The following is a 14,207-nucleotide window of genomic DNA, read 5'->3' on the forward strand; positions in this document are numbered from 1 at the left end:
GTTATACATTCTAGCGATACACTGCATTTCTCAAGTCGTCACGCATATTTTTCGCAGCAACAGCTGCAGAATCACGCACAATATCAAGAATGTCATCGAGAGACATGTGCCCTTGATTTTTAGCGTAATCTTCAGACTTTTTCCAAGCACCAATAATACCGCGCGAAGAATTGACAATAGCACCTTCAGAATTTGCATCAAACATTCCAGCAACATCTTGAGCAGTACCGCCTTGAGCACCATAGCCTGGAACCAAGAAGAAAGTGTGCGGCATAATCTCGCGCAAATGCTTGCCCTCCTGCGGATGCGTGGCACCTACAACTGCACCAACTCTTGAATAACCGTGCTTACCAATGCTTGAAGCACCCCAGTTCTCAATCAAATCAGCCATATGCTCATACACTGGCTTGCCATCTTGCAAAATAAGCTCCTGCAGCTCTTTGCTAGAAGGATTCGAAGTGCGAAGCAGCACAAAAATGCTTTTATCGTGCGCTACCGCTTCATCGATAAAAGGCTTCACGCCATCCGAACCCATATAAGGGTTTACTGTAAGCGAATCTTCATGCCAAACGTCAAGATTTTTAGAGCTTTTTAGAAGATTTTTAAGAGATTGAGGAAGCGCGTTACCAGTAGCATTTTCGTCTTCAAAATATGAAGAAAGATTAGCGAAACCGCTTAAATGAGCAGCATACTGACCAGCTGTAGAGCCAATATCTCCGCGCTTTGCGTCACCTATTACAACTAATCCTTGCGATTTTGCGTATTCGCAAGTCATTGCGTACGTGTCCATTCCAGCGGAACCTAGTGCTTCGTACATCGCAATTTGCGGCTTTACAGCCGGCACAAAATCTGCAACCGCGTCGATAATAGCGCGATTAAACTCAAAATAAGCTGTAGCTAAAAGCGTTGGCAGCGCATCCTCGCCTTCTACTTCTTGCAAAACTTCGTCCGCAAGAGAGCTAATAATTTCGGCTGGTACAATACCTGGCTTAGGGTCCAAGCCCACAACACTAGGATTTTGCTTGGCTGCAATCGCTTCAATAAGTTCGTCCATAATTTACTACCATTCCAAATTTATATTTAATCAATCACATTCTCGAGAAAGCAATTTCTGAACCAATAATCGTCGCAACAGGTCTGCCTGTAAGTTGCCATCCATCAAAAGGAGTGTTTCGAGCTTTTGAATGGAACGAATTTGCGTCAACCGCCCAATTTTCGCGCATATTAATCAGCACTAAATCAACGTTTTCAGGGTGCTCAGTAATACTTAAACGCAGCGTTCGCTTGTTTGCGCATCGCGAAGAAACGTTAAGCAAAGCCGCAATATCAGTAGGTCTTCTGCTCATCAATTGCATTGGATTTACTGCCATCAATTCGATTAAATGCTTATCGTCCGTATATCCTGCATCAACAAGCACTTTGTGGCACACACCATACGCGCACTCAAGCCCAATAATTCCGTTAGGAGTGCTTGCAAAATCTCCTGACTTTTCTTCCGCAGTGTGAGGCGCGTGATCTGTTGCAATCATGTCAATTGTGCCATCCGCAATAGCAGCGAGCGTTGCTTGCCTGTCCGCTTTTGAACGAAGAGGAGGATTCATCTTAGCCATAGCACCATATCGCAAAACATCCTCATCACACAAAGCTAAATAGTGAGGCGCAGTTTCGCAAGTAATCGGCAAACCCTCTTTCTTTGCCTTACGAATAGCTTCAAACGCAGCAGCAGTGCTCACATGCTGGAAATGCACATGTACGCCAGTTTCTCGGGAAGCATCAATATCTCGCTGAACAATTGCAAGCTCAGTAGAAGCTGGAATTCCACCAACACCAAGCATTTTTGCAATCGGACCCTCGTTCACAGCTCCCGTATCATGATGCTCACAATGCTCCACGAATGGCAAACCAGTTTGTTTTGCCATAGCTAACACATCTCGCAAAATCGGTTCAGGTACTGCAGCACCGTCGTCGCTTATAGCAGTAATCGGGTGCTTTTTCATAGGAGAAGTTTTTTCGTCGTCGTCGATTCCAGCAACATACTTTTTCCAAAGCTCAATATTGCTTGGTTTTAAGCCTTTACGCCCCAATGATGCGCACACGCTCAAATCGTAGCGAACTGGCAATTTTACGCCGTAAATGCAACCATAACGCTGCAAATAGTCAACTACATTTTCTACATCAAATGGAGCATCTTCCCAAGGCTCACCGTCTACCGCAGGAACAGTATTTGGCATAATCAAAACTTGCGTATAACCGCCAGCCGCAGCAGCCTCACTGCCTGTCATCATTGTTTCTTTTGCTGTTTGACCTGGATCTCTAAAATGTACATGCGGATCTGCAAAACCAGGAGCAACAACCCAATCGCTTGCGTCAATGTCGCCAGTAACGCGCGCATTCTGCTCTATAAGGGCATCCTGACGAACGCCATCAACAATAAGATCAATACGTTCGCCAGTATCCCACACAGAGATATTGCGCAAAGTTAAGGTGCCTGATTCGTTCATTTCACTCCTGGTTTTGCGTAATTTTTACAGTTATATAATAATATTATTAAATTTTTTATTTAGTTTCTGCTTCTTCGTCGCAATACATGCAGCGATACTCGTGCCTTACGGAATCAGCTTTGTAGAACTTGCGTTTAAGAGTTAGTTCGCTGTTTGTTATGCAACGAGGATTCGGGCAAGTAAGATCTTCAGGCACATTCACGTCCGTTACGTGCACGCGAGGATCCGCCAAAGAAATTCCGTGTGCGTCAACTGCTCGCAATTCGTCTTCTGGCACGTTTACAAAATCAGTTGGCTCGTAGCCGCAAAGCTCGTCTCCAAGAACGGAACTTTCCAAAGCCATACGCATAAGCATACCGTTTTTAACCTGCTCAAAGTATGCTGCGCGAGGATCATCATCAACGTCAAGAGCAATCTCGTTAATTCGAGGAAGCGGATGCAGCACAGGCATATGCGACTTTGCTTTTTGCAATTTTTCTTCAGTCAAAATGTACGTGTCACGAAGTCGCAAGTATTGCTCGCGATCCGTAAAACGCTCTTCTTGCACGCGAGTCATGTAAAGCACGTCAAGCTTGCCAATAACTTCCATCAAGTCGCGAGTTTCTTCGTAAGTGCACGAAGGAGTGTCATTAATGCGGTCGATTACGTACTGCGGAGTTTTAAGCTCATCCGGGCTAATCAGCACAAAATGAACGTTTCCAAAGCGGCACAAAGTTTCAATAAGCGAGTGAACTGTACGACCATAAGTTAAGTCGCCGCATAAGCCGACAGTGAGATTATTAAGGCGACCAAATCGCGCAAGAATCGTTGCCAAGTCTGCAAGAGTTTGAGTTGGGTGCATGTGACCGCCGTCGCCAGCGTTAATAATAGGAGTGTTCACAGCTTGCGTTGCAACAAAAGCAGCACCCTCCTTTGGGTGACGCATTGCAACAACATCAACATAGTTAGACACGACTTTCAAAGTATCGTTTACAGTTTCACCTTTGCTTGCGCTAGAAAGTTGCGCACCTGCAAAACCGATTACTTTTCCGCCTAAACGCAGCATTGCTGTTTCGAAGCTTAAGCGAGTGCGCGTGCTCGGCTCATAAAAAAGAGTGGCCAACACTCTGCCATCGCAAGTGTGAGCCACTTCTTTACGGTGCGAATCAATGTATCGCGCTTTGTCTAAAAGCATTCGTATTTGCGCAGTTGAAATATCGTCTAATGTAACAACACTTTTGCCCGCTAGAGAATTTGCAATTGTGCTACGAGAAAAAGTTTGATGTAAAGAACTAGAAATTGCGTTCGTCATAATAAGTACCGCTCACCTTCCGTCAATTGGCAAACGGTCGCAACCACACGCGACCTACGTAATTTTACTGATTAGCGTTGACGAATCCCCCACCCCCGGAGTGGCGGAGAACTATAACTTATTATGCAACATTTGATAAGTACTTAATCCAATAAATCTATTTGTTCCAATACAGTTTGTTGATTACGTTTACCATAAGTAACCTTCAAAATATAAACTGTATTTTCTTCTAAAACAACTCTGTAATAAACAAGAAAATTCTTTACAACTATACGACGCACGCCAAGTGAATTCCAAGGCTCATACTTAACTGCAGGTGCAAACTGAGGAAAAAGAGACAGTCTTTCAATACCAGATTTAATAAGATTAATAATTCTTACGGAAGTTTTCTTAGAGATATTAGATGCAATATAGTCTCTTATATTTTTAAATCAGTTTCTGCATCTTGAGTAACAAGAATATTAAAAGAACTCATTACAAGCCCTTTTCTAACTCAGCAAAAACATCCGCATAAGGGCATGCTAAACCAGAAACTGACTGCTTATAACTATGCATAAGTTTTGCAGCAAAATCAGTAGACAATAATTCGTCATTTTCTTCTAAATTTTCACCACTGACTGCTTGTTTTATAGGCGCAGAAACATCAGCATAAAAAACTGAAGAATTAGCTCTTTCTTTTACATCATTACTCATTACTGCATTTTTCATTAAAATCACCTCCCGTCCTGTAATTATATCCTAAAGAAGAGAATGCAACAATAAACGCAAATCGTACTAAGATGACGCAATTACGCCATAACGCCTAGCGAGCGTAGAACAGGCGAGACATGATTTCGCGACACTGACGCATAGTTGCTAGAAGATCGTTTTCAAAAACGCGACCCTGGTTCGGCTCATAGCCAAGGTAAGTTGCAATTCCGCCGAGCGAATACGAGTCCGTTGGAATCACATCCGCGCGAGCCATTGAGCCAGACCACAAGAAGTTTGCGTTACGCACCGCAGAACACATATGCCAGCAACGGCTTAAAACTTCAGCATCCTCATCGCTTATAAAATGCTCAGATTGCAATGCTTTCAACGCTTGCATAGTTCCAACTACTCGTAAAGACTCATGCTTTGAAGCATATTGCAATTGCATCAATTGCACAGTCCACTCAACATCGCTTAAACCGCCACGACCAAGCTTCAAATGCCTGTCCCTACTCACACCTCGAGGCAAACGCTCCGCTTCCATACGCGCTTTAAGCTTACGAATTTCAGCAAGCTGAGAATCACTAAGAGGATTTGCAGCGTAACGCAATTCGTTCACAACGCCATCAAGCAAAGCATCCGCCAACTCTTTAGAACCTGCAGCAAAACGCGCTCGCAACAACGCTTGATGCTCCCAAGTGCTAGCCCATTGACGATAATACTTTTCGCAAGATTCTAGCGAACGAACAAGCGGACCGTCTTTTCCTTCCGGACGCAAATCCAAATCGACCATGATTTTTGGTTCAAGCGTAAGAGGACCTTGCAAAATATTACGCAAAATATCTACAGTTTTTTGCGCAAAGCGGTGAGCTGCGTTGAAATCGCAATCTTCACCAACAGGCTTGTAAATTACCATAATATCTGCGTCAGAACAGAAGTTTACTTCTCTACCACCGTAACGACCTAAAGCAATAATAGCAATTTCAGCTTGAGGAGCATTCAAATTCATGACTGACACAGCTTCACGCATGGACCATTGCAAAGTCGCATCTAAAATAGCATCAAACACATCACTCATTGCAAGCATAGAAGTATCGTCATCAATTAGACCACACATCCAAGCTAAAGCAACTCGCTCAATTTCCTGCCGGCGAAGAGCGCGCAAAGACTGCGCAAAATCCGCAATATTACTTGCATAACGCGCAACCATTGCACTAGTTTGCATGTCAAGACTTGCCCTATCGCGCGCAGATAACGCTTCGTCGTCTCCAAGCCAAGTAATAGACTGCATAGACTGCATCATAGCGTCGCCAAGATAGCGCGAATCCGCCAAAACGTGGCAAAGACGCTGAGCTGCGGAAGGAGAATCACGCAAAAAACCAAGATACGTATTTTTTCCGCCAAAACGCTCCGCAAGACGCCGCCACGCAAGCAAACCCATATCCGGATTCTGCCCGTCGCCAAGCCACTTCAACACTGCCGGAAGCAAAATTCTATGAATTTTAGCAGCCCTAGAAAGCCCCTCTGTAAGCGCTTCAACATGCAACTGTGCTGCGCGAGCATCCGCAAAACCAATAGAAGCAAAGCGCGCGCGAGCAGCCTCCGGCGAAAGTACAATAGGATCCGCATCCGTTTGAGCGTTAATAGGAAGCATCGGACGGTAGTAAATATCCTTATGCAAGTGCCGAATTTCACGACGAGCTTTATCAAAACGCGCAACTAACTCTTCCGGACGAAGCCGCACAGCACGAGCAAGGCGGCAAATCTGCTCATTGTTGTTAAGCTGCTCTGTAGAAATTGTGCGCGCGCGATCCAAGCCGCCGTTTCCTTGCGCACCCAAATCTGGGAACAAATGCGTGCGATGCATACTCCACATTTGCTGACGATGCTCAAGAACACGCTCAAAACGGTAGTGTTCTGCCAATAGCGCCGCCTGAGACCTAGAGACGTAGCCACCTTGAGCCAACGCTTGCAAAGCGGAAATAGTATCCCTTACTCGAAGCGACTCATCCTCACTTCCGTGCACAAGCTGCAGCATTTGCACAGTAAACTCAACATCGCGCAAGCCGCCTTTACCAAGTTTCATATCCAAATCGCGTTGAGAAGCCGGAATAAGCGACTCCACACGCTGACGCATATGCTGGCAGTCAGCTACAAAATGCTCACGACCAGAAGCCTTCCAAATAAACGGCTCAACCATATCGCGATAAGCTTTTCCAAGATCCGTATCCCCTGCTGCAGGGCGCGACTTCAAAAGCGCCTGAAACTCCCAGCTACTCGCCCACTTTTCATAATATTCTCTATGAGAATCAAGCCTACGAACAAGAGGACCATCCTTACCTTCCGGGCGAAGCGCAGTATCAATCTGCCAAAGCGGAGGCTCCACAGAGCCCATAACCACCGACTGGCATACTTTTTGCAAAACCATTGCCATAGAAACACCAACGCGCAAAGCAGCATCCTGGTTCTGCTTGTTGCTTAAATCCGCAGGCTCCACAACATAAATCAAATCGATATCGGAAACGTAGTTAATTTCTTGCGCTCCAAGCTTGCCCATAGCAATAATCGCAAATCTGCATGCGGAAGAACCAGTAACCTGTCCTCGCGAAATAGACAACGCTGCCTCTAAAACAGCATCGGCAGCGTCGGAAAGCTTACGACTAATATCTGGCTGCACTTCAACAGGGTCAGCGCTCGCTAAATCAGCCGCCATAATTGCAGCAACATGCTCACGGTAGCGCGCACGAAGCGCAGAAACTGCTTGTGCAAAGCCGAGTGATGTTAAGTAAATTGTGTTAGAATCGCTGCTTTCAGAAGAAACAACTGTTGCAGTGTAAGCTTGTATTGCTTCGAGTAAGTCTTTTACGCGTTCTTCCCTAGTCATTGCAAAAAGATGATTCGGGTCATTTGCTGCAGCTTTTATAAGATTAGGTCTTGTGCGCATAAGCATTGCCAACGCGTTAGACGCACCTAATACTTGCATTAGGCTTGTTAATGAGTCAGATACTTGCGAATTTGAAGTTGAAATATTATTTATTATTTCGGGGTATGTTTCACTTAAATCTTGCAATGAAAGCAATGCAGAATCTGGATCTTCAACTGTGAGCGCGCTTCTTAGTAGTGTTTCAAAAGATATTTTATTGCAGTTTTTGCATATTGCTATCATTGCGCAACGTGCGGCATCCGGGCGAGAAAAACCGGCTTTAATAAGGCTTCTTGAGGTGAGTGCGGAAGAGTTTGTGCTGCTTTCGTTGCAGTTGGTTTCAGTAGTTGCACTATCTGTTCTGTTCGCACTTTCCATACCGCAACTTTACATTGTGGTGGTGTACAAGGCTGCGAAACTACCTGCTTTCGCGCTCATAGCGTGGCGAGTTTTAGGCATCATTCTTAACGTGGCGCAAGTTTTGGGGGATTTCTCTCCTCGCACGTCCCGTCCTTCAGTCGCTTTGGCTGTTAAAGACTCTCATGCATACTTTGTTCTCTACGAACGTTGCTCCATCAGTCCTCTTTTAGTGCTCGTAAAGAAATCCCCCAAACTCTGCGTGCTAATTCGTTAATAACCGTGTCTATCGCAGAGATTTTTCGATTTTTCTTCTTCGCTTGGCGAATCAGCAGCCTGCGGCTCTGCGCGACGACCTGCCGAAGCGCTTAAAGCGTAGCGCGCGAAGGTAACTCGGAGCGGAAACTCGCTTAAGTTGGAAGTCCAGTGGACTTCCAACGCGAGTTTCGTAGCAAGCGCGTTACCCGCGCGAGCATGTCTTCGCTCAGCACGGACGCTAATGTTCTTTAAGCAACAAATAGTCACCGTTTGCAAAGCACTGGCGCAAAGCTACAGGAACAGCATGTGCAGCGGCAGCGGATGAAAAAATCCCTCGCGGATTATCGGAAGATAACCTGCGAGGGATTTTAGTTACGCGATAGACTACTCGTTAGAGTGCTTACGACGGCGAGAAGCTACGCCAGCAGCACCAAGACCGGAGAAGATTGCAGCAAGACTTGCAAACAAGCCAGTTGCAGCACCCGTCTTAGCAAGACCACCAGCATTACCGGAAGCATTACGCAACGCAGCCTTAGCAGCCTTAAGATTCCTCAAAGCGGCATCAACCTGAGCCTGAGTAGCATTCTTATCAGCAAGCACACGCTTAGCCTCAGCCAAAGCCTTCACGTAAGCTCTAGCAGCAGCAGTATTCGCCTTAGACGCAGCAGAAGAATCTGCTTCAGAATTATTAACCTCGACTCGCAAAGCAGTCTTATCAACCGAAGCACTCTGAGAATCACTAGCATCAGCATCATAGCCGCTACCGCTTCCAACACCACTGCCTATGCCAAACGGGTGATTAATCTTATACTTAGCCGCCTGAAGCTTCTTCAAAGCCGCGTCAACCTCAGCCTGAGTAGCATTCGGATCCTTAAGCACACTGTTAGCCTCAGCCAAAGCCTTGTTATAGGCGTCAATATCCTCAGTCATTCCAATCATAAAGAATACAGAATCACGGAACTTAGCATCAGCATCTGCTTCTGTTTTCAGCTTGGAAGGATCAGTCTTGTAATCATCGGCAATCTTCTTCTTGGCGGCTTGGAGATCCTTCAGAGCATCGTCAAGTTGCTTTTGAGTTGGGACTTTAGTACCATCTGGAAGATCAGTCTTTGGCTTTCCAGTAGTGCGATCAAACTTATCAAGAAGATCCTTGGCAGCCTTGAGCTTCTTGTTATAGTCGTCAAGAGCTTTCTTAGCAGCGTCATCACCCTTAGCAGTCGCATTCTTGAACTCTGGAGTATTCTCGAACACGTCGGTTCTGGTGTCAGTATCTCCGCCCTTCGACTTATCAACTTCTTCTTGCAAGTCATGCGGACTGGTGACGTAGTTCTTAGTAATCTTATCTTTAATTTCCTTCAGATTCTTAAGAGCCTCGTCAACTTCTTGCTGAGTTGGGAGTTGCTTTCCAGCTGGAATGTTGGCTTTTGGATTGCCACTCTCGTCGAATAGATCAAGAAGTTCATTGGCTTTCGCTAAAGCGTCATTGTACGCTTGTATGTCTGCGTTATCCTTGCTGTCAGCACCCTTCTTGGCAAGAGCATTCTGATACTCGGTAGACTTTTCGAACTTCTCGGTGTCTGGCTTAGCTCCGCCGTCGTCCTTAAGCTCTTTCGTTTCTTTCTTAAGAGCGTCGACTTTGGTCTTGAAGTTGTCGTCGATATCCTTCTTGGCCTTCTTCAAAGCCGCAAGAGCATCATCAACCTGCTTCTGAGTTGGACGATCTTCTGGCTTTGCGTTTGGATCAGGATTCTTGACCTTTTCAATAAGCTCGTTTGCTTTAGCAAGCTTCTCGGCATAAGCTTTAAGCTTTTCCGTTGCAGTAGCGTCACCAGCGTTCTTCTTTTCAAGCGCGTTCTTGTACTCAACCGACGCCTCGAATGGAGGTGTTACAGGTTGACCCTGTGCGTCCTTATCGCCGACTTCGTTTTCAAGAAGCTTTGCATCAGTCTTGTAGTTGTTAGCAATCTTGTCTTGAGCTGCTTGCAGTTTCTTTAGCAAGTTGTTTACAGACTTCTGAGTTGCTGTCTTCTTCCAGTTATCATCATTAAGCTTCTGCTTGATTTGATTGAGAACATTCTCGAAGCCAGTGTCTTTGCCAGTTTCACCCAAGTCATTTGTAGCACCTGGATCACCAGCAGTCTTCTTAGCAAGAGCATTTTGATACTCAGGCGTCTTCTTGAAGCCATCATCTGCAAAGTCTTTGGCAGAAGTCAACGCTTCAAAATTCGTCTTGTAGTTGTCAGTAATTTGCTTCTTAGCTGCAGTAAGAGCATCGAACGCATCGTTAATCTGCTGTTGCGTTGGACGTTCGCTGTTCTTCTTGTTTGTATCCTTTGCATCACTTACTAACTTGCGAGCATTTGCAAGAGCATTCTTGTAAGCAGTAACGTCTGCATTTTCATTACCATCGCTTGTCTTAGCTTGAGCATTCTTGAACTCTGGAGTAGCTTCAAAGTCGCCTTCAGTAACAGCAGGAGCATGTTCAGCAGTAGACTTGTTAATTTCTGTCTCAAGACCAGTAGTAACAGTCTTATAGTTATCCTCAAGCTTCTTGCGAGCTTCGTCAAGAGTCTTCAGCGCCTCGTCGATTTCTTTTTGAGTTGGCTTTGCGTCTTGCGGCGTATCTTTATCATCATGCTTCTTCAAAAGCTCTTGAGCTTTTGTCAAAGCTTCATCATACGCCTTCTTGTCTGCGGCGGCCTTGTTGTTCTTATCATCATCAGGAACAAGCTTGCCATCCTGCTCCTTCATGAAGTGAGGATCAGACGCATTGCGATACGCATCAGAGGTAAGCGTTCCTTCTTCTGGAGCAGGAACGTCTGCCTTGGTACCATGCTTCTTTACGCTCGCTTTGAGCTTGGCGACGTCGGTGTTGTACTTGTCAAGCTCGGCGCGAGCCTTGTCAAGAGCAGCCTTGGCGTCGTTAATTTCCTTTTGCGTAGCATCAGGCTTCTTGAGCAAGTCTTTGGCTTCGTTGAGTGCTTTGCCGTAGGCATCTGCTGCCGCTTTAGCAGCAGCGTTCTTGGCATCATCCGGTCCCGAGCCATCAGGCTTTTGGAAGCTTGGCTGCGACGCGTTCTTAAACGCAGGGCTTGGATGAGTGGTTGCGTCCTCGTTAATCGACTTAATCAGCTCGTCGGTCTTAGTCGCAAACTTATCCAGTGCCTTCGCTGCTTCGTTCATTTCCTTAAGGATTGTGTCAACATCCCTGTTCAGCGGCTCACCGTTCTTGTGCGCTTGAATGTCTTTCAGGTAGTCCTTATCGTTAGGATCGCCATCTTCCTTTGGGATAATGTTATCAGGAATATCATGACCATTTGCTTGATCCTTCGGAAGCGTGTTAGTAAGCGCAGCTGTTAGTTTCGCTGCTGCCTTTTCATACGCTTCCTTAGCCTTTTTAGCAGCTTCTACCTTAGCTTTTTCTTCTTCACTAGGATTTTGCTTTTCGGCAAGTTCTTTCAAATTCGCGTAGGCTGGGCTGTGTTGTATTGCAAAGTCATTAAGCGCAGCAGCCGAAAGTCTGCTGGTGTCGGTTGCGTAGGTGTCAATAATCTTGCGAGCAGCGATTAGCTGCTCTTTAACCGCATCAACCTTTTTCTGATCTACGGTGCTCCCAGGCTTATTTAATTCATCCATCAAGTCTTTTGCAGCGTGATAAGCGTCGTTATAGGCTTTGAAGTCCTTAGCAGCCTGAGAATCTTTGCCCTCAGCTTGTGCCTTATCAAAGGCATTGAAGTAGGCCGGCATCAAATAACCGCTGAAGTTGTCCGCAATAGCTTCCGCTAAATCAGTTGCTTTTGTCTGATAAGTTTCAGCATAAAGTACCTTTTCAGCATCTTCGAGTGCTTTCTTGGCATCCTCAACGTCTTTCTTGGTGGCCTTGTCGTCAGCAAGAACCTGCTTAGCTTTTGCAAGTGCGTCATCGTAATTCTTAACGGCTTGCTGAGCAGCAGTATCGCCAGTCTTATTCTTGGCGTTCGTGTAGAACACGCTATGCTTGTTAGGATCTTTATCTAAGCTCTTTTGCACCGCAGCGGCAAGAGGAGCCTTGTCGGTTGCGTTGGCATCAAGTGCTGCCTTAGCTTTCTTAAGATCATCAATAGCCTTGTTTACTTCTTTTTGAGAAGCGTTTGGATCCTTGAAGACCTCATCAGCCTTCTTAACAGCGTCGTCGTACGCCTTGCGCTGTTCAGGAGTCGAGTTCTGGTAAGTTGGATCGGCATTTGTCAGCGTTTGATTGCCTTGATTATCCCTACCCGTGTTTACCTTGCCGTCCTTAGCGATGGCATTATTCAACTCATCCTTGTTGGTGGTAAAGTCGTTAAGCTTTTCGCGCGCAGCATCAAGCTTAGCCTTAGCGTCGTCAACAGCCTTCTGCGTGGCGTTCTTGTCTTCCTTTACCTTATTAGCTTCCTCAAGAGCCTTGTCGTAATCTGTCTTTGCCTTCTTAGCAGCTTCGTTTCTGTCCTTATCATCAGAACCGTCTGCCTTCTTGAAGTCAGGGTCGCTTACGTTCTTGAACTGGTTTGTTGCTTGCGTGCCAGTTGCGGCGGTAGTGCCTTCTGCAGCCTTACCATTAGCATCAATCGAGTCGTTCAGCTTATCCTTGTTGGTGTCAGCACCATCAAGCTCGGCGCGTGCCTTATTAAGGTTAATCGTAGCGTTATCGATTTGCGCCTTCTGCTCTTCGGTAAGGTCTTTTTCTTGCTTGTCCTTAACAGTTGCAAGCAAGTCTGTTGCAGTCTTTAATGCCTTTTCATACGCATCTTTCTTATCAGCAGACGCGTTGTAATACTTCGACTGTGTTGGAACATCCTTGCCCTCAACGTTTTCGGTCTTGTGCTCGCCAATCGAATCCGAAAGGTCTTTCGTCTTATGATTCGTCTGCGGCACAAAGATAACGTTAATTGCCTTTGCTGTATTACCAGGATTGCGGCCTTGCTCCATATAAACATGCTTATAGTACGTCATTGCATACGGCTCAACAAACAGACGCGCCTTGAAAATCTTGCCCTTCTTGCCGGCTACCTTTACAGGGCCAGCTTCTGTATCCCACGAATACGAGCCTGCTTCAGACTCTGCATCACCGAGGTCTACATCAGAATTAGAGACTTTCTGATTCCCAGACCAGTATGGACCACCCATATTGCCAAGCGTAAGCTCGCCCGTTGGCTCGCCATTTTGCAACGCATAGTGCATGTGTGACTTCTGCGCGTTAGTCCCTGTACCTTCATACTGAAGCGTCTCGCCGCCTGTAAGGTCGCGCAAACCAGCTTGCTTGTCTTTTGGCGTAGCTTTCAGCAAACCAAGAATCTTTGTTGTATCAAACCCTTCTGCTTTAGTTGGATCGTAACGATAGATGATAGTGGTTTTCTGATCATTACTCCAAGAAATACCCTCGTCGGTGTCGCGACCATCAATTTTGGTTTTAGTCCACGAAACGTCATAATCCTTGCGGATGTCTGGAAGCTTAGTAAGCTTGCTCTCTTTTACATTAGACGTAAACTCAGCAACCGCCTTATCGGTCTTGATCTTAACGGTAATCGTATTTTCCGCCTGACCGTTCGAGATGCCCTGATTAGCTTGACCAGCTTTAGTAAAATCGCCCTTAAGATATTCAAGTGAAATCTGATCTACGCTGGTAAGGTTAAGGTCTTTATTGGTCTTATTAGCATCAAAAATAGCCTGCTTAATGCGCGCAATCTCGTCTTTCGAGTAATCGAGTGGGTTAGCAACAAAGACTGCTTTATCATCGCTTGGAACAACGTACTCGCCAGCTTTGAGATTCTTGAGGACGAGGTCTTTGAGCGCAATCTTAGGAGCGTCCTTTTCATCAACACCATCAAAGTGGATTACAGCTTCGCCTTTGTCGTTGATACTTACCTTGTCTTGGGCAACATTGTTAAGCGCCGCAAGTTTTTTGATGATGTCGGTTTTTACTTCTTGCGAAACGTTAGTTGGATCTTCAACAGTTGGCTTGTCGATACGCGTGTCGTAGCGCGCAACCGTAAGCGGAATAGCTTGCGACTTAAAGCCCAAATCCGTAACCATATAGGTGTTAAGCGTCTTCGCGCCAGCTACGTAAGTCTTATCCGTTGCGCCTTGAGCTGAGGTTTCAGTATTAATAGCATTAAATGTAGTCTTGTCGTAAGCATCATCAGACTTTACGTTAATATTTTGCGTAAAC

7 protein-coding genes are annotated in these 14,207 nt (G+C 45.8%); all 7 read right to left on the minus strand.

Annotation, left to right across the window (positions count from 1 at the left end):
- Positions 1 to 10: 10 nt before the first annotated feature.
- On the minus strand, positions 11 to 1,054 hold the full coding sequence (gene pyrF / locus D0T18_RS03190) for an orotidine-5'-phosphate decarboxylase (RefSeq protein WP_012914270.1): 1,044 nt from the start codon (positions 1,052 to 1,054) through the stop codon (positions 11 to 13).
- A gap of 34 nt (positions 1,055 to 1,088) precedes the next feature.
- Positions 1,089 to 2,501, minus strand: coding sequence for a dihydroorotase (locus tag D0T18_RS03195; RefSeq protein ID WP_116440465.1), 1,413 nt, complete (start codon positions 2,499 to 2,501; stop codon positions 1,089 to 1,091).
- A 55-nt stretch (positions 2,502 to 2,556) separates the two neighbouring features.
- Complete coding sequence (gene pyrB, locus D0T18_RS03200; RefSeq protein ID WP_116440466.1) at positions 2,557 to 3,792, minus strand: aspartate carbamoyltransferase; 1,236 nt, start codon at positions 3,790 to 3,792, stop codon at positions 2,557 to 2,559.
- A gap of 143 nt (positions 3,793 to 3,935) precedes the next feature.
- Positions 3,936 to 4,214 carry a type II toxin-antitoxin system RelE/ParE family toxin gene (locus D0T18_RS03205; RefSeq protein WP_338029250.1) on the minus strand — a complete coding sequence of 93 codons (279 nt, stop codon included), beginning with the start codon at positions 4,212 to 4,214 and terminating at the stop codon, positions 3,936 to 3,938.
- 52 nt (positions 4,215 to 4,266) lie between these two features.
- Positions 4,267 to 4,500, minus strand: coding sequence for a hypothetical protein (locus D0T18_RS03210; RefSeq protein WP_116431632.1), 234 nt, complete (start codon positions 4,498 to 4,500; stop codon positions 4,267 to 4,269).
- A gap of 94 nt (positions 4,501 to 4,594) precedes the next feature.
- Entirely contained in the window at positions 4,595 to 7,783 is a 3,189-nt protein-coding gene (locus D0T18_RS03215) for a bifunctional [glutamine synthetase] adenylyltransferase/[glutamine synthetase]-adenylyl-L-tyrosine phosphorylase (RefSeq protein ID WP_116440467.1), read from the minus strand.
- 621 nt (positions 7,784 to 8,404) lie between these two features.
- Positions 8,405 to 14,071 (minus strand): peptidase, encoded by a 5,667-nt coding sequence (locus D0T18_RS03225; protein ID WP_479680565.1) that lies wholly within the window; start codon positions 14,069 to 14,071, stop codon positions 8,405 to 8,407.
- Positions 14,072 to 14,207: the final 136 nt, after the last annotated feature.

The sequence above is a fragment of the Gardnerella swidsinskii genome (genome assembly GCF_003397705.1).
GTDB lineage: Bacteria > Actinomycetota > Actinomycetes > Actinomycetales > Bifidobacteriaceae > Bifidobacterium > Bifidobacterium swidsinskii.